Raw genomic sequence first — 17167 nt, 5'->3', positions numbered from 1 at the left:
AGTTTTTCCCAAAAACATGTAATTATGTATGTGTTGAAAATAAATTATTATCCTGCAGTCATAAGGGCTAATCCGCAATTTAAATCAAAAACGATTTGTATGTATATGGTAAATTGAAGTTGTGAGGGAGGGACTAAAATGCATGAAGAATATAAAGAGATAATAAAAAAATCAATTGAATATATAGAGAATCACTTACATGAGGAGCTTACAACAGAAAGAGTGGCATCTCACAGTGCAGTATCGATGTACCATTTTCATCGCATCTTTCAAAGATATGTTGGGATGAGTGTAACGGATTATGTTCGTAAGAGAAGATTAACTCATGCTGCACAAGATTTGGTATCGACTGAAAGAGCAGTCATTAATATTGCAGTGCAATACGGTTTTTCCTCACAAGAGGCATTTACTAGAGCTTTTAAAAGAATGTTTCAATTACCACCAAAAAAATATCGAAAGTATTTCCAGTCATTTTATATAGAAAGAGAGGGGATTTCAATGGAAAAAGGTATACCGGAAGGATGGCTATTAAGTGGAAGTCATCCCGCTGAATATGAGATGGGTTTAGATTATGAAATTGCCCATCAAGGAAAAGTATCTGCATATATAAAAGCAAAAGAGAACGTTACGCACGGAGGATTTTCAACATTAATGCAAATGTTTCGAGCGGATAACTATGTAGGTAAGAGATTACGTTTAACAGCATTTATTAAGAGTGAGAATGTAAAGGATTGGGCAGGATTGTGGATGCGAGTAGATGGAAAAAATACGGAGCCGATTGCTATGGATAACATGCAAAATCGTCCAATTAAAAATACGAATAACTGGCAATCGTACTCGGTTGTACTAGATATAAAAGAAGAAGCACTTGGTATTGCATTTGGTGTTTTATTATCAGGAGAAGGTTGTGTCTGGCTAGATAGTATTCGATTTGATGAAGTAGATGAAAAAATTCCTACAACAGATTGGGCAGAGAACTTTTATGAAACACTCTTAGAAGAACCGGTGAATCTACAATTTGAAGAAGTAGAAAAATAAAAAACAAGGAGAAAAGATATGCTCAAATATGTAAAACTAATAAGTATTAGTTTAGTAATATCGTCTTGCATTATGGGAATTAACTATTTAGTTAGCTATATTTGGTCAGGGCATACACCTTCTTTGACATGGAAAACATATTTGATGTTTTTGTTTATATTTATGATGAGTTTTAGTTCAATGCAAAAAGAAGGGGAAGAGGATTATTGACAATTGTTAGAAAAGTTATATAATCTAAATGTAAGTGATCACTTGCATGAGGAAGAGAGGATTTTATGGCGCGCTCAAAGACAGCAGAAAAAATTATTCAAGCAGCGATTGAACTAGTGAAAGAAAAAGGATATACAGCAGCGACAACAAAAGAAATTGCAATGCGTGCTGGTGTTAATGAAGTAACGATATTCCGCAATTTTAAAAGTAAGAAGGGTGTTATTGAAGCGGCGGTTGCTGAATTTTCATATGTACCGCATTTAAAACAGTTTTTACAAACAGAAATTGTGTGGGAATTAGAAACGGATTTGAAAAATTTAGCAAGGCATTATCATAATTTTTTAGATGGGGTAAAAGATATTATTGCTATTGGTATACGTGAGGCTGGAGAATTTCCTGAATTAGACGGGGAAATTGCTAAAATACCACAAGGACTAAAAGAAGAATTAAGTATCTATTTTGCAAAAATGCAGGAAAAAGGAAACATTATTGATACGAATATTGAAGCGCAAGTAATGAACTTTATCTGGATCAATTTTGGATATTTCTTATCTAAATTACGTTTTGCCGATCGCCTGACAGAAGTTGATGATGAGAAATTTATTGAAAATAATATTGTTTTATATGCTAGGGCATTAAGACCCTAGTATTTATTTAAAATAAAATGCAAGCATGTACTTGCTTGCTGAATAGGAGAGTGAGAAGATGGAAGCGTTAAAACAATTTTTAAAACGACCTGGTACGTATGTAGGAATGGTAGTGGCATTATCGTTCCAACTTATTTTCTTTTGTGTTTGGTTAACGGCGTATGATGGAGTGAATGAAAGAGCTGATCAAATGCGTATCGCTATTGTGAATGAAGATGTCAATATAGGTAGTAAAATAGCAGAAGGCTTACAGAGAAATTTACCATTTCAAGTGAAAGCAGAACGGTCTGTGGAAAAAGCAACCAAAGAAATGAATGACCATGTGTACGATATGATCATTGAAATTCCAGCTTCTTTTTCAAAAGATATAAATGGAACAGGAAAGACAAATTTACACTTCCATATTAATCAAGCGAATGCCATGATGGCCAAGCAAATGATGGAAGGAGCTGCAAAACAAATTCGAGATAATGTAAATAAAGAGATAGCAAATTATAAGAAACAAGCGATTGTTGGAAAGCTACAAGCCGTAGGACCTGAGAATGTAGAAGTGATAAAAGGGTTAACCGAAGATTCAATTGGTTTTACAGTTCATAAGGTAAATGATGCAAAAGGATTTTCAGTGAATATGGTACCGCTAATGATCGTATTAGCCTCATTTGTAGGAGCAATAATTATGAGTATGGAACTATCAAAAGTTGCAAAAGAAGTAAAGGTTGGTTGGAGTAATTTCTTATCACGACAAATCATTAACGGTACAGTATCAATTTTGCTGGCATGTATTACAATTGGTTTGATGAAAGGGTTCCAAATCGAAATGCACGAAACGGTATGGAGTGTATGGATATTTCAAGCGATAGTTTTCTTTGCATTTCTTTCATTAACACAAATGTTTCTAACTGTGCTTGGAAATGCAGGTATGATTTTTAATATTATCTCGCTATCGTTCCAACTTGTAAGTTCGGGTGTAATCGTACCACATGAGATGCTTTCTAAAACATATCAAACAATTGGTGAATTATTTCCCGCAACATATGCAGCGAATGGCTATTATACAATAATATTTGGAGGAGTTAGTTTAGAGAGAAATATTATTTCATTATTAGTTATTGTATTGGTTACACAATCAGTAGCAGTGATGACTTTAGCTATAAAAGGAATGGTAAAGGAAAGAAGAAGCTCTTTAGTTAAAGAAGCATAAAATAAAAAGGTATCCTCAATTGGATACCTTTTTATTAGCACTTATTATTTTGTAACTTCTGTCCACTTGTAGTTAAACTCACCACCGAAGTCAGTTGTTACAAGTCCTTTAATGAAAGAGCGTTGTAAGTAAGAACGACCTTGTTGGTATAAAGGAGCGACAGCACCGTCTTGTAATAGAATTTTTTCAGCTTGCTGCATTGCTTCAAAGCGTGCCTTTTCATCACCAGCTAAATCTGTTTTTACTTTATGAATTAGCTCGTCGTACTCTTTGTTAGAGTATTTATCAAAGTTATAAGCACTATCTGTTGTGAATAAATCTAAGAATGTAATAGGATCAGCGAAGTCAGGGCCCCAGCCATCAATACCGATTTCGTAGTCACCACTTAATAGTAGTTTCAACTGTTGTTTACGTGGTTGTGGTTTTAAATTCACTGTTAATCCATCTAAGTTCTTTTCTAGTTCACCTTTTAAATATTCACCAGTCTTTTTAGCTAAAGCATTATCACTTGTTAAGAGTTCAATTGTTACTTTGTCAGTACCAAGTTCTTGCTTCGCTTTTTTCCAGTTTTCTTTCGCTGTTTTCACATCATCCTTGACTAGATTTCCATTTTCTTTACGGAAGTCATTGCCTTCTGGACTCTTTGCAAATTTCGCAGGAACCATTCCTTCAGCTGGAACAGCGCCGTTATTTAAAATTGTTTCTACGTATGCCTTTTTATTCATTGCTCCGTTAATAGCAAGGCGTACATGTTGATTTTTTAATGTTTCATTTTTTTGATTTAGTCGTAAAAACTGAATACCAACTTCAGCGCGTTCTTTGAAGTTTGGATCGCCCTTATATTTATCAACAAACTCTGCAGTTAAAGCAACACGATCAATTTGTCCTGAATCATATAAGTTAACTTCTGTAGACTTATCTTTAACGACATTGAAGTTGATTTCTTCTAATTTTACAGTTTTAGCATCCCAATAGTTAGGATTCTTCTTCAATTGGAAGCTTTGTTCATGCTTCCAGTTATCTAATGTGAAAGCACCGTTGTAAATTAAATGATTTGTTTCTAAACCGTATTTATCGCCTTGAGACTTTAAGTACTCTTCATTAATTGGTAAGAATGTTGAGAATGTCGTTAAGCTTAAGAAGTAGGGAACAGGACGGTCTAGTTGTACTTCTAAAGTTTTGTCATCAACAGCTTTAATACCTAATTGATCAACCGGTAATTGTTTTTGGTTTATTTGTTTCGCATTCTGTATATCGAAGAATAAGAATGCATATTCAGCAGCTGTTTCAGGATTTACGGCACGTTGCCAAGCGAAGGCGAAGTCTTTTGCTGTAACAGGAGTACCGTTTGACCATTTCGAATCACGAAGATGGAATGTATATTTTGTTTTATCAGGACTAACGTCAACCGACTCAGCGACACCAGGAATTGGTTTATTATCTTCGCCCATTGCATATAAACCTTCAAAAACATTTCGCATTACGTTCATGGATTCCCCATCCGTTGCTTTTGCAACATCCATTGTTGGAATTTCTGAAGCAAATGATAAGTTAATTGCTTGTTTATCAGGTGCTTTATCGTTTGCTTTTGCACCGCTTGCATTATTTTTATTTCCCCCACAAGCAGTTAGTAGTAGACTTGCCCCTAAAACAGATGCCACAACAGGTACAACTTTTTTCTTCATTGTTCGTTCCTCCCTAAATGTGTTGTTCATAACGTCATAATGTCCATGTCTTGAAGTAGCTATAGAAAGAGAAAAAACCTAGTATAAATATTTGTTTATAGGTAATCATGTGTTCTATATGTATATACATGTTGAATTATAATGTATCGTTATATGTTTCAATGTAGTAGACATTATATTTTGATGGTTAAATATTTCGTTTCTTTGATTATTTAGAATATTAACACCAGAAAGAACTATATGTCAATAATAAAAACAAAGTGTTAATTTCTTGGAATAATATATCAAAAAAGTAGATTCACTCATATTAAGGAATCTACTTTTAATATATTTTGTCAAAAAAACAATGGGAGTTGATGGAAATACGTTGTTTAAAGTTTCACTTTATTTTTCAATTTTTGCCCATTTGAAGTTTAATTGACCTGCAAAGTCTACTTGTACAATGCCTTTCACATAAGATTTCTCTAAATAAGATTCGCCTTTTTGGTAAAGAGGAGCAATAACAGAGTCTTTAAATAATATTTTCTCTGATGCAAGTAATGCATCAAAGCGGGCTTTTTCATCACCAGCTAAAGTAGTTTTCACCTTTTCAATTGCTTCGTCGAACTCTTTATTAGAGTAATGATCTAAGTTGTAAGGGTTATTCGTTGTAAACAATTCAAGGAATGTAATTGGATCAGCAAAGTCAGGGCTCCAACCATCAATTCCGATTTCGTAGTCACCTTTTAATAAGAGTGAAACTTGTTGTTTACGTGGTTGCGGTTTTATATTTACTGTTAAGCCCTCTAAATTCTTTTCTAATTGACCTTTTAGAAACTCACCAGTCTTCTTCTCAAGGTCACCGTCACTTGTTAATAATTCTAATGTTATCTTTTCAGAACCTAGTTCTTTTTTTGCTTTTTTCCATAATTCTTGTGCAGATTTCGTATCAACTTTTGTTAAATCGCCGTTTGTAGCACGGAAGTCTTTTCCATCAGGACCTTTTGCAAAGTTTTTTGGCACAAGACCAAAGGTTGGTGTAGAGCCATCATTTAATAACGTATTGACAAAGGACTTTCGATCAATCGTTTGATCAATTGCTTGGCGTGCAGAAACGTTTTGAAGTACTTTGTTTTGTTGATTCATACGTAAAAATTGTACCCCTACGTTCGGACGTTCTTTAAAATTAGCATCCTTTTTATATTTATCAACGAAGTCAGATGTTAGTTTTATACGGTCTAATTGTTTAGATTCGAATAAATTTACTTCTGTTGATTTTTCTTTTACGATGTTGAAATTGATTTCTTCGATTTTGACAGTATCTTTATCCCAGTAGGTAGGGTTTTTCTTAAATTTAAAGCTTTGTTCATGCTTCCAATCACTTAGTGTAAAAGCTCCGTTATACAAAATTGTATTATCTTCTAAAGCGTACTTATCACCTTGTGTTTTAAAGAATTCCTCGCTAATTGGTAGAAATGTTGGGAACGCCGTTAAGCTAATAAAGTACGGAACAGGACGCTCTAATTCTACCTCAAACGTATGGTCATCAATTGCTTTTACACCAAGTTGATCGGCTGGAAGCTCTTTGTTGTTAATTTGTTTTGCGTTTTTAATATCAAAGAATAAAAATGCATATTCAGAGGCTGTTGCTGGGTCAACAGCTCTTTGCCAAGCGAAGACGAAATCTTTCGCTGTAACAGGAGTACCGTTTGACCATTTTGAATCTCGCAGGTGGAATGTGTACTTCGTTTTATCGCCACTTACTTCATGGGATTTTGCAACGCCAGGGACAGGTTTGTTACCTTCACCAAGATTATACAAACCTTCAAATACGTTTCTCATTACTTGACCGGAATCAGTATCTGTAGCACGAGCTGTATCCATTGTTCGTATTTCAGAAGGTGAAGATAAGTTTAAAACCTGTTTACTAGGTGCCTCGTCTTTTGCATTTGCTCCGCTAGCTTCGTTTTTATAACTACCGCAACCAGTTAATAAAATACTTACTCCTACAACTGATGCGATACCGGGTACAAACTTCTTTTTCATTTGATTTTCCTCCTAAATAATTAATAAGATTGGATGATGATGAGGGAAATGAAAAATAAAAAATCCCTCTTTTCTGATTAAGAAAGAGGGATTTTCACATACAAGTTATGTACCCGTATATAAACGAAGTCCCTCATTCTATCTTTCAAGCATAAAGCTTGCAGGAAGTGGCACAGTATTCAAAATGAACCTGCTGCCGAGGTTTCAAAGGGCCAGTCCCTCCACCTCTCTTGATACAATGAGTAAACGAATAAATTTTATTAATTTTTGTGTTTCTTTGATAATTCAAAATCTTACACCTTGGATAATGAAGTGTCAATCAAATGGAATATAGTTTAAATTTTCAGTTTTTTAAAGTGAAAAAAACCACTGCACATGGCAGTGGTTTTTCTACTAGAAGTTAAAGTTATCTGGATCTGGACCGACGCGATGATTTTCATTCAAAGCTTGAATTGCTTTCATATCATCCGAGCTTAATTCAAAATCGAAGATGTTTGCATTTTCAATAATGCGGTGCTCTTTAATTGATTTAGGAATCGTTACAACTTCATTTTGTAAATCCCAGCGTAAAATAACTTGTGCAGTTGATTTACTATATTTTGTCGCAATTTCTTGTAATGTTGGATGATCCAGTAGTTGTCCTTGCATTAATGGTGACCAAGCCTCGAGCTGGATGTTATGTTCTTTACAGAAAGCATGTAATTCTTCTTGTGCTAAACGAGGGTGGTATTCCACTTGGTTGACCATTGGCTTAATTTCAGCAATTTCAAATACGTCTTGTAAGTGGTGAATGTGGAAATTACTCACACCGATAGCACGAACGCGACCATCTTTATAAAGCTTTTCTAACGCTTTCCATGATTCAGTATATTTCTCTTTTACAGGCCAATGTACTAAATATAAATCTAAATATTCTAGGCCTAATTTCTCTAATGTAGTTTCAAATGCTTGAAGTGTTGTTTCATAACCTTGATCGCTATTCCATACTTTTGAAGTGATAAATAGCTCTTCACGAGGAATACCAGATTCGCGAATTGCTTGACCAACGCCTTCTTCATTTTGATAGATTGCTGCAGTATCGATGCTGCGGTATCCGTTTTTAATAGCTGCTTTTACAGAATCAATTACTTCTGATCCGTCCTCTACTTTAAACACACCTAAACCGAACCAAGGCATTTTTACACCATTATGTAATGTTGTATAGTCTTTTAAACTTGTTAAATTCATATTATTTCCCCCTAGCTTTTTTATTTGTTGCTTCAACTGCTTGTTGAATGACTTCTGAAAAATTATTTTCATATAGAACTTTTAAGCCTTCAGCAGTTGAACCTCCTGGTGTTGTTACTTGTTCTCGGAGCATAGCTGGATCTTCGTTTTGTTGGAGCATAGCGGCAGAACCAGCAATCATTTGAATGACAAGGTGGTTTGCCGTTTTTTCATCAATTCCATAGTTTTTCGTCGCTTCAATTAAACCTTCAGCAAAGTGATAGAGAAAAGCAGGTGCACTACCAGTAATGGCGGTAAGTTGATGAACTTCCTCTTCAGTACAAAACTGTGAGGTACCAATACCTTTTAAAAGGAGTTGTAGCGTTTCTTGATGCGTTTCACCTACGGAATGTCCCGTCGTATATAAGGAGATGGACTTTCCGATTTCAGCAGCTGTATTTGGCATAATCCAGGCAACAGGTGTCCCTTGAGGAAGCCTTTTTTCTAAATAAGATGGTCCAATCCCGGCAGCAACGGTCACAACGAATTGCTCAGTTAGAAGAGGAGATAACTCCTGTAATAACTGTTCATGTGCAGCTGGTGGCATTGCTAAAACAATCGTATCAACGGATGTAATATGCTGCTTCCAGTCTGTAGTGATGGACACATTATATCGCCCTTGTAATTGTTCTAGTTTTTCTATGTTGCTTCGGTTGGAAACGATAATTTCTTCGATATATTCTTTACTCGTTTTAAGTAACCCGGAGAAGATAGCTTCTGCCATACGACCGGCACCAATAAATAAAATTCGATGTTTAGTAAGCATATCCTTTATTCCCTTCTAGTAGAGATATGTTATAAAAAACGATACCATTTTTAAGAGAATTTTGTAAAAAGAAAAGACTTACCGTATATGGAATAGATAATGAGGGGGTTTTTGAATAAGGGAATTCATGATAAAAATAAGAGGAGTTCCTTATACTGGTGATATGGAATTTATTACACATCTGGGGAGAGATAAATATGGTTAGAAGTCCACTTTTTTTACTCATTTCTAGTATTATTTGCGTATTGGTTGGATTTTACATTCAATCGAGTTATATTGAAATTTTCGCATCGGTTATGGGGATTGTTAATGTTTGGTTATTAGCAAGAGAAAAAGTATCCAACTTTTTATTTGGTATGATTACTGTTACGTTATTTCTGTATATTTTCATTATACAAGGTTTATATGCAATGGCAGTATTAGCAGTCTTTCAATTTATATTTAATGTATATGGTTGGTATTATTGGATTGCACGTAGTGGGGAAGAAGAGGTAAAAGCAACTGTTCGTTTAGATTTAAAGGGGTGGACCTTTTATATAATTTTTATTTTAGTTGCTTGGGTTGGTTGGGGCTATTATCAAGTCCGTTATTTAGAATCAACAAGTCCATATTTAGACGCTTTAAATGCTGTATTAGGATTAGTAGCTCAATTTATGCTAAGTCGAAAAATCTTAGAGAACTGGCATTTATGGATTTTGTATAACGTAGTTAGCATTGTAATTTATATTTCCACTGGTTTATATGTCATGCTAATACTAGCTGTTATTAATCTCTTTATATGTGTAGCTGGTTTGCTAGAGTGGAAGAAGAACTATAAAGGACAAGTGCGTGTAAATAATTATATTTAGAAAATAATTAAAATCGAAAAAACCCCTGGGACACATATGCCTCAGGGGTTTTTAATAGAATATAAGTTTATGCTTTTGTTAGACCAAGTAATACAGCGCCGCCGATAATTAAAACACTACCTAGTGCAATAAAGATCAATTGACGTTTTGTTTTCTTTTCACCTAAGAAGACAATCGCACCGAATGTTGAGATAACGATTCCAGTTTGAGATAATGGGAAGCTTGTCGCTACTCCGACACGTGGTAATGAAAGAAGTAAGAATAAGTTTCCTGTTCCCCAAAGTAAACCAGATAAAGCATTACGAATTGCATATTTGTTAAATGGCTTATGTTTAGATGTCAGTACAACCGCACCGACAAACATACCAACTGCTTGTGGTAAAATAGCAGACCAACCATCAATGTTATACCAACGAATAATAATTACATATACAAGATAGCCGAAAGTAGAAACAATTAGAGTAAGAAGTCCTTTTTTCAATTGTCCTGGTGGCTGTGCATTTTCTTTATCATCTAATGATGTGAATACAACACCAACTACGATTAATAGGATTGCAATCGTTCCCATAATGATCGTTGTTGTAGTAGTCCACTCGCGGAAAGCGATAACTCCAAAGATAGAAGTTGCAACAAGTTGCATACCAGTAGAAATCGTTACAGTAGTAGAAACACCTAACTTTTCAACTGTTTTTAATTGGTTTACTTGTCCTAAAGCCCAGAATAAACCTGAAATAAAACCAACAATCAAGATTGTCATTGTTAAAGCTGGTTGAGTAAATACATACATAACTGTTGCGAAGAATAGAGCACCGATTGTCATACCTACCGTTTGGCTATATGCACCACCGCCCATTTTTACGCTTACTAATAAGATGTTTCCCCATGCAATTGCAGGAAGAAGCGCTAATAAAATGTCCATTACAAGACTCCCTTCGGTTTGCTATACCAATATAATTACATATCGTTCTAACGATCGGTAATGCCCCACTAATAGAGTAGAAGATTACCGATCGCTAAAACAGGATGAAGAATTCACGATATAAATGCGTTTTCATTTCTTCATTTTTTCAAACACCTCCATATAATAACAGGAAATTGCCTATTTTAGAAAGTAAATTCAAATAGAATGTATATTTAAATAAAAGGTAAAATTCAGTCACTTTATATAGTATTTTTTATTTCCTAAGAAATAAAAAAGCAGCTTTTGTCGAAAGCTGCTTTAAGAATTAGTAATTCTTTTATTAATGAGCTGAATACATAGGAGAAATATGAGTGACATACTGATAGTGATAATTACAAGTGTCCAAGCGAGTTGCATATTACTTGCATCAATGGCCATATAAATTGCTGTTGGGATTGTCTGTGTTTTGCCAGGAATATTCCCAGCAAACATGAGTGTAGCACCAAATTCTCCTAGTGCACGAACAAAGCTTAAGATCATACCGCTTAGTAATGCAGGAAATGCAAGCGGTAGTGTAACGTGTAGAAAAACTTGATATTCACTGGCGCCGAGATCGCGAGCGCCCTCTTCAATTTGTACATTTGCGATCGAAAATCCTGTTTTTGCTGATTGATACATGAGCGGAAATGCGACAACTGTAGAAGCAATGATAGCAGCAGTAGATGTGAACATAATGGACTGCTGAAATAACGATTCTATCCACTTTCCAATGGGGCTGTTATTTCCAAAAATAATAATGAGAAAAAAGCCGATTACAGTTGGCGGAAGTACCATTGGTAATAAGAAAATAGTTTCTAGTATTACTTTATATCTCCATGAGGAGCGTGCTAGTGACCGACTGATAATCGTTCCTAAAATTGTGACGATAATGGTGGCGTATGCAGCTACTCGTAAAGATAAAAAGACAGGTGACAAAATATCATCAAAGTTCATGGCAATTATGATAGGACTGTAAATCCATATTTCTTAAAGATAGATTGTGCATCTGTTGACTGCAAATATTCATAAAATGAAGTCGCCTCTTTCTTATGCTTCGATTCTTTTATAACGCCTAAAGGATAGTGAATTGGCTCATGAGAAGTAGCTGCTGCCGTCTCGCCAATTTTTACTTTGTCTGAAATGAGAGCATCTGTTTTGTATACAATACCAGCATCGACATTACCTGTTTCTACATATGTTAACACTTGGCGAACATCTTTTGTAAATACGATTTTATTTTGAATGTCATTCCAAAGATTTTCATGTGTGAGAGAAGCCTTTGCATATTTCCCAGCGGGTACAGATTCAGGTGTACCAAGTGCGATTTTTTTGATTTTCTCATCTTTTAAATCTTGAATTTTTGTAAGAGAGCTATCTTTTGGGACGACTAGAACTAGTTCATTTCCAAGAAGGTTTTTTCCTTCTTTTTCATTAATGAATCCTTTTTTAACAAGTGTTTGGAATTTATCTTCTGCTGCAGAGAAGAATAAATCAGCAGGCGCACCTTGTTCGATTTGTTGTTGAAGTGCACCAGAAGCACCGAAGTTAAAAGAAAGTTTAATATTAGGCTTTTTCTCTTTATATTGTTTTTCAATTTCTTTTAATGCATCTTGTAAGCTAGCAGCAGCTGATATAGTCAGTTCGACTGTTTTTCCCTCTTTAGCAACTGACTTCTCTTTCTTTTCCCCGCTTGTACAAGCAGCACTAAATATAAGAAGAAAAGAAAGTATAAGTGCCCCAATAGATCGTAATGTGAATTTGTTCATAAAAAAATCCCCTTTCGTTTTGACATAATTAATTATAACTAAATATAACTAAATATAACTAGTTATAATTGAATATAATTTGAACAATATGGTTGTTTTTAAAAAATAGGAGAAATATTCTTTTCTTTGTTACAATGAAGGAAGAAAGTGAGGAATCGTCTATGGATCATCATTCCTACACAACGGAAGAAGTAGCGAAGCGATTAAAAGTATCAAAACTAACTGTATACGACTTAATTAAAAAAGGAGAACTTCCTTCTTATAGAGTTGGTAGACAGATGCGCATTGATACAGCGGATTTAGAACAATATATAAAGCAAATGAAAACAGGAAAGATACAAGTTACTTCTGTAAAGAATGACGATGGTAGTATCTTGAATACATGCATCATTAGCGGGCAAGAACTAACGTTAGATATGTTGGCAAAACGTATAGAAAATCGATTGCTAAATTCTAATGTATTAAGAGCGTATCAAGGTAGTTTAACAAGTTTAGTGAAGATGTACCAAGGAGAAGGAAGTGTAGTTAGTTTACACTTATTTGATGGTGAAACGGGTATATATAATGTTCCTTACGTAAAACGTATTTTAGTTGGACAACCATGTATTATGATCAATTTATTGGCAAGAAATGTGGGGTTTTATGTTCAAAAAGGAAACCCAAAGAAAATAAAGACATGGGCTGACATATCCGGGTCCTCTATAAAATTTGTAAATCGAGAAAAAGGCTCTGGTATTAGGGTGCTAGTGGATGAACAATTACGAATTCAAAAGTTAAATAAAGAACATATTAGTGGATATGAATGGGAAGAATCGAGTCATCTTGGTGTTGCCACGCAAGTTGCGAACGGAAAAGCTGATGTTGGGGTAGGGTCGGAAAAGGTTTCGCAAATTGTAAATGTAGACTTTATTCCGATAATGAAAGAACAGTATGATTTAGTAATTTTGAAGAATAAAGACAATGAAGAACTTATTGAAGTGATGAAAGACATTCTGCAATCGGAAGAATTTCATAATGAGTTAAAAGCGATTGGCGGATACGATATTATGAAAACAGGCCAAATTATATATGAAACAAACTAAAAAGCTGCTTGTCTATAAGACGAGCAGCTTTTTCTATATATAAAGGGGTTTGGGGAAACGAATTGTTAAATAAGACTTTGAGCAAGTGTGTAAATGAAAGCTGTAAGAAGAGTCGCTCCACTTGCAAGTCCGATAAAGTCTGATTTGTTGAAAGTAATGTTGTTCATTATAATCTCTCCTTATTTGTTTAATGTAGTTGCAACTGCTTTTGCATCGACAAGTGCGGATAGCACCATGCCCATTGTGTTAAAAAAATTGTTTGATTTCATTTTGTTCATCATGCGTATCCGCTCCTTTTCGAATTGTTGTTGCCCTGCTTTATGTCTTAATTATAGGGAAAATGATGAACTACAACTATCGAATTATCTTACGGGAGACTTACACTTTTGTAAGAAAAAAAGACATTCGTGTAAGAATGTCTTTTAAAGCATATTGATGTGATGATGCTCTTCAATTGTTTTTAAAAAGCTACGCATTGAATTGGTCATGTAGCTATCTTTGCGGCGTATGAAAACAGTTGAAATACTACCGTATTTCTCGGGAATCGGATGACAGTGTACTTTACCTGCTGTAGAAAGATGTTGTACCGCGGACTGGGGCACGAGTGTAATCCCAAGACCGAGTGCTACACTATTTAATATTGTTTCTAATATGTTAAATTCCATAATTCTTTTTGGTAGCAAACCTTCATCTTTAAGCCATCGTTCTAGTTTGGAACGGTATCCACACCCTTGATTAAAAACGAGTAAGGGCGTCGTAGTAAATTCTTCTATATGAAAAGCTTTATTTTGTGTCACGAGCATTAATTTTTCTGTACTAACATCGTATTGTTCAATTAGTGGATGCTTAATAGGACCTGATATAAAGGCGCCATCTAATTGATGGTCAAGGACTTCTCTAATAAGTTCTTCGGTTAGACCAGCTTGTAATGATAAATCAACGTTTGGATAGCTTTTATAGTAAGAAGACAAAATGGTGGGCAATGTACTTACTGTTTCGACTGTACCGATTTTTAATATACCAGATGGTGTTTCACTATCTAGAAACACTTGTTTTAGCTCTTCAACATCTTGCAAAATTTTACTAACATAAACGAGCATTTTTCTTCCTTCAGCTGTTAAAGTCATGCCTCGTTTATGACGGTAAAAGAGCGGTGTTTTTAGCTCGTTTTCTAATTGTTTAATACGTGCGGTTACATTTGATTGTACATAATTTAATTCCTTTGCTGCGCCGCTTACACTACCGCGATCGGCAACGCTTTGGAAGATTTGTAAGTCTCGTAATTCCATTGTATGCTCCCCCTTGATGTTAACTATCATTATAAATGATAGTTAACATCATTTTGAATCATTTTACGTGATATATTTTTTCTTTTACAATTCTCTTTGTGCAAATAGAAAGAAACGGGGGATTGCGGTGAAAAGAGGTCAAATGATAATAGGGGCTTTAGCGTGTTTAATTGCGAGTATGTCATGGGGAGCGATGTTTCCAGTTGCTGATCATGCGCTAGAATACATAGATCCATTTTATTTTTCGCTTATTCGCTATGGAGCAGTGGCGATAATGCTGATTGTATTGTTGTTAATGAAAGAAGGAAAACAGGCATTTCGTTTAGAGGGAAGAGGAAAATTACTTGTCTTTTTTGGAACGATGGCATTTACAGTATATAATGTCCTCATATTTTTAGGGCAAATGTTAATGGGAAAATCAGGTGTAATGGTAGCCTCCATTATGGAAGCACTCATGCCGATGATTTCCATTTGTATTTTATGGGGATATAAGCATATAAAACCGAAAAAATATATGATAACGAGCATGATTATCGCTTTTGTAGGAGCTGTGTTTGTTATTACGAAAGGTGATATGAGTTTCTTTTTAACATTGAAAGATAACATGTTTTCACTAGCGTTTATATTTATTGGTGTTGTAGGTTGGGTTATTTATACGATGGGTGGTCAAACGTGTAGCGATTGGTCAACATTACGCTATTCTACATTGACGTGTGTATTTGGTACGACTGTCACAGGAATTATAACTGTAATGATTACGGTGCTTGGGTATGTTCCAGTCCCGAATATGGGAACGATTTCTATCGTGAAGTATGATTTGTTATTTATGATGACATTACCAGGAATCATAGCGCTACTCGCTTGGAATTACGGTGTGAAAATCTTATCATCGATTAACGGCATTTTATTTATTAATTTTGTACCCATTACGACTTTGATTATTATGATGATACAAGGGTATCAAATAACAATGTTTGATATTGTAGGAACTTTACTTGTTATTGCAGCACTTATTCGCAATAACGTTTGTCAGAGAAAAGAAGAAAATATAAATAAGCAAGTTTTACAAGAAGAGCAATTACGCCAAGCGGTTTAATAGGCAATTGGAGGATTTCACATGTTAGAAAGTTTATTGTTTTTCTTCGCCGTCGGAGTTGCGTGCGAGCTTGCAGCAATTAATCGAAATGGTCGTAAGAAGGTAAAACAACAAGCTGAACTGATACAGCTTTTAAAAGAGTTAAAAGAAAGAAAAATTTAAAAAGACGACCGGGCATAGACGGTCGTCTTTTTCTATATAAAGGGGAAAGGGGACACAAAGTTTATATAAGCGTAGCAGCGTAAATAAAAGCAGTAAGAAGAAGAGAGCCGCTAGCTAGTCCTAAAAAATCTAATTTGTTAAAGGCGATGTTTTGCATAATATATTCTCCTTACTTGTTTAATGTAGAAGCAACAGATTTTGCATCGATAAGAGCGGACAATACCATGCCCATTGTATTCGTAAATTTGTTGTTCTTCATTTTGTTCATCATATCGATCCGCTCCTTTTCAAATGGTTGCCCTGTTTCTGACTTAATTGTATAAGATATTGGGGAGAGTCACTATCGAATTAGCTTACAAGAAAATTACACTTTTGTAAGAATTGAAATTTAACAATAAATACTTATTTTTATTACCAACTCCTAAAACTTAGTGTTATAATCATTGTAAGAAAATGATTATACTTCGGATATTTAGAAAGGAACGAAACAAATGTATAAACCAATTACATTTTCGTTGAAATATATATTTAAAATGGCTGGGAAAGTAGAAGTACAAGGGAGAGAGAAATTACCGGAAGGCGGCCCTTACGTTGTTGCGTGTACACATACGAGTTTTATGGACGTTTTAATGTTAGCAACTGGGATGTATCCAACCCAAATTCATTACATGGCCAAAAAAGAATTATTTGAAGGGAAATTCAAAAACTGGTTCTTTAAAAATGTAAATGCATTTCCGGTAGATCGTGCGAATCCAGGGCCGAGCACATTAAAAATTCCATCGCGTTTATTAAAAGAGGGAAAAGTAGTAGGGATTTTCCCAAGTGGAACGAGATCAACAGAAGACGTTTCATTAAAAGCGGGGGCTGTTACGATTGCACTGCGTTCTAACGTTCCATTAGTGCCGGCAGCTTATATTGGTCCATCAAGTGTAAAAGAATTAATAAAAGGAAAAAAAGCGCAATTAGTTTTTGGAGATCCGATTCAAATTGATGCCGGAGAACAAATAGATCGAAAAACGGCTATGAAAATGATGACGGATCAATTAAACGAAAAATTTGAAGAACTAAAGGAAACTTTGCAATCGAAACAAAAGTAAAAAAGACGACCGGGCATAGACGGTCGTCTTTTTCTATATATAAAGGGGA

General features: G+C 34.9%; 19 protein-coding genes and 1 riboswitch. Of the genes, 9 read left to right on the top strand and 10 right to left on the bottom strand.

Annotated features, from left to right (window positions below):
* Window positions 1-138: 138 nt before the first annotated feature.
* The 4 genes from JDS98_RS26845 (at window position 139) to JDS98_RS26830 (ending at window position 3096) form a co-directional block, all read left to right on the top strand.
* A complete protein-coding gene (locus tag JDS98_RS26845; RefSeq protein WP_097958060.1) occupies window positions 139-1038 on the top strand; it encodes a helix-turn-helix transcriptional regulator in 900 nt (299 codons plus the stop codon).
* A gap of 18 nt (window positions 1039-1056) precedes the next feature.
* Complete coding sequence (locus tag JDS98_RS26840; RefSeq protein WP_000922543.1) at window positions 1057-1248, top strand: lipoprotein; 192 nt, start codon at window positions 1057-1059, stop codon at window positions 1246-1248.
* Window positions 1249-1313: 65 nt separating this feature from the next.
* The gene (locus JDS98_RS26835; RefSeq protein ID WP_000124366.1) at window positions 1314-1895 is read left to right on the top strand and encodes a TetR/AcrR family transcriptional regulator; all 582 of its coding nucleotides are present in this window, start codon (window positions 1314-1316) and stop codon (window positions 1893-1895) included.
* 58 nt (window positions 1896-1953) lie between these two features.
* The gene (locus JDS98_RS26830; RefSeq protein WP_106080932.1) at window positions 1954-3096 is read left to right on the top strand and encodes a YhgE/Pip domain-containing protein; all 1143 of its coding nucleotides are present in this window, start codon (window positions 1954-1956) and stop codon (window positions 3094-3096) included.
* 44 nt (window positions 3097-3140) lie between these two features.
* Here JDS98_RS26830 and JDS98_RS26825 read toward each other — a convergent pair whose 3' ends face one another.
* The 4 genes from JDS98_RS26825 to proC all read right to left on the bottom strand — a co-directional run bounded on the left by JDS98_RS26825 (window position 3141) and on the right by proC (window position 8838).
* Window positions 3141-4781, bottom strand: coding sequence for a peptide ABC transporter substrate-binding protein (locus tag JDS98_RS26825; protein WP_199634510.1), 1641 nt, complete (start codon window positions 4779-4781; stop codon window positions 3141-3143).
* Window positions 4782-5165: 384 nt separating this feature from the next.
* Window positions 5166-6806, bottom strand: a complete 1641-nt coding sequence (locus tag JDS98_RS26820; RefSeq protein WP_199634509.1) for a peptide ABC transporter substrate-binding protein — start codon at window positions 6804-6806, stop codon at window positions 5166-5168.
* Window positions 6807-6941: 135 nt separating this feature from the next.
* Window positions 6942-7046: riboswitch (SAM riboswitch) on the bottom strand.
* 153 nt (window positions 7047-7199) lie between these two features.
* On the bottom strand, window positions 7200-8033 hold the full coding sequence (locus JDS98_RS26815) for an aldo/keto reductase (protein WP_001054814.1): 834 nt from the start codon (window positions 8031-8033) through the stop codon (window positions 7200-7202).
* Window position 8034: 1 nt separating this feature from the next.
* Complete coding sequence (proC, locus tag JDS98_RS26810; RefSeq protein ID WP_000956243.1) at window positions 8035-8838, bottom strand: pyrroline-5-carboxylate reductase; 804 nt, start codon at window positions 8836-8838, stop codon at window positions 8035-8037.
* Window positions 8839-9035: 197 nt separating this feature from the next.
* Here proC and pnuC point away from each other — a divergent pair, with 197 nt between their 5' ends.
* Window positions 9036-9686, top strand: coding sequence for a nicotinamide riboside transporter PnuC (gene pnuC / locus JDS98_RS26805; RefSeq protein ID WP_097958057.1), 651 nt, complete (start codon window positions 9036-9038; stop codon window positions 9684-9686).
* A gap of 67 nt (window positions 9687-9753) precedes the next feature.
* Here the strand turns inward: pnuC and JDS98_RS26800 are convergent, their stop codons facing one another.
* From JDS98_RS26800 to modA, 3 genes are all read right to left on the bottom strand, one after another.
* Window positions 9754-10605: a GRP family sugar transporter gene (locus JDS98_RS26800; protein ID WP_000353551.1), complete on the bottom strand. Its 852-nt coding sequence runs from the start codon at window positions 10603-10605 to the stop codon at window positions 9754-9756.
* 300 nt (window positions 10606-10905) lie between these two features.
* Window positions 10906-11580: a molybdate ABC transporter permease subunit gene (gene modB, locus JDS98_RS26795; RefSeq protein WP_097958056.1), complete on the bottom strand. Its 675-nt coding sequence runs from the start codon at window positions 11578-11580 to the stop codon at window positions 10906-10908.
* Between the two features lie 5 nt (window positions 11581-11585).
* On the bottom strand, window positions 11586-12392 hold the full coding sequence (modA, locus tag JDS98_RS26790; RefSeq protein WP_097958054.1) for a molybdate ABC transporter substrate-binding protein: 807 nt from the start codon (window positions 12390-12392) through the stop codon (window positions 11586-11588).
* Window positions 12393-12526: 134 nt separating this feature from the next.
* Between modA and JDS98_RS26785 the strand changes: the two genes are divergently transcribed.
* Window positions 12527-13474 (top strand): substrate-binding domain-containing protein, encoded by a 948-nt coding sequence (locus JDS98_RS26785; protein ID WP_199634516.1) that lies wholly within the window; start codon window positions 12527-12529, stop codon window positions 13472-13474.
* A gap of 65 nt (window positions 13475-13539) precedes the next feature.
* Here JDS98_RS26785 and JDS98_RS26780 read toward each other — a convergent pair whose 3' ends face one another.
* On the bottom strand, window positions 13540-13641 hold the full coding sequence (locus tag JDS98_RS26780) for a DUF3948 family protein (RefSeq protein ID WP_001060019.1): 102 nt from the start codon (window positions 13639-13641) through the stop codon (window positions 13540-13542).
* Window positions 13642-13896: 255 nt separating this feature from the next.
* On the bottom strand, window positions 13897-14763 hold the full coding sequence (locus JDS98_RS26775; protein ID WP_097958053.1) for a LysR family transcriptional regulator: 867 nt from the start codon (window positions 14761-14763) through the stop codon (window positions 13897-13899).
* A 127-nt stretch (window positions 14764-14890) separates the two neighbouring features.
* Here JDS98_RS26775 and JDS98_RS26770 point away from each other — a divergent pair, with 127 nt between their 5' ends.
* Complete coding sequence (locus JDS98_RS26770) at window positions 14891-15859, top strand: DMT family transporter (protein ID WP_142307026.1); 969 nt, start codon at window positions 14891-14893, stop codon at window positions 15857-15859.
* Between the two features lie 21 nt (window positions 15860-15880).
* A complete protein-coding gene (locus JDS98_RS26765; protein ID WP_000894071.1) occupies window positions 15881-16021 on the top strand; it encodes a YrzO family protein in 141 nt (46 codons plus the stop codon).
* 61 nt (window positions 16022-16082) lie between these two features.
* Here the strand turns inward: JDS98_RS26765 and JDS98_RS26760 are convergent, their stop codons facing one another.
* The gene (locus tag JDS98_RS26760; protein ID WP_097958939.1) at window positions 16083-16178 is read right to left on the bottom strand and encodes a DUF3948 family protein; all 96 of its coding nucleotides are present in this window, start codon (window positions 16176-16178) and stop codon (window positions 16083-16085) included.
* A 334-nt stretch (window positions 16179-16512) separates the two neighbouring features.
* Here JDS98_RS26760 and JDS98_RS26755 point away from each other — a divergent pair, with 334 nt between their 5' ends.
* On the top strand, window positions 16513-17118 hold the full coding sequence (locus tag JDS98_RS26755) for a lysophospholipid acyltransferase family protein (RefSeq protein WP_000277795.1): 606 nt from the start codon (window positions 16513-16515) through the stop codon (window positions 17116-17118).
* Window positions 17119-17167: the final 49 nt, after the last annotated feature.

Source organism: Bacillus cereus group sp. N11 (assembly GCF_016483605.1).
GTDB lineage: Bacteria > Bacillota > Bacilli > Bacillales > Bacillaceae_G > Bacillus_A > Bacillus_A toyonensis.
Note: the sequence above shows the minus strand (reverse complement) of the source record. Positions and strands in the feature narration are given on the sequence as shown.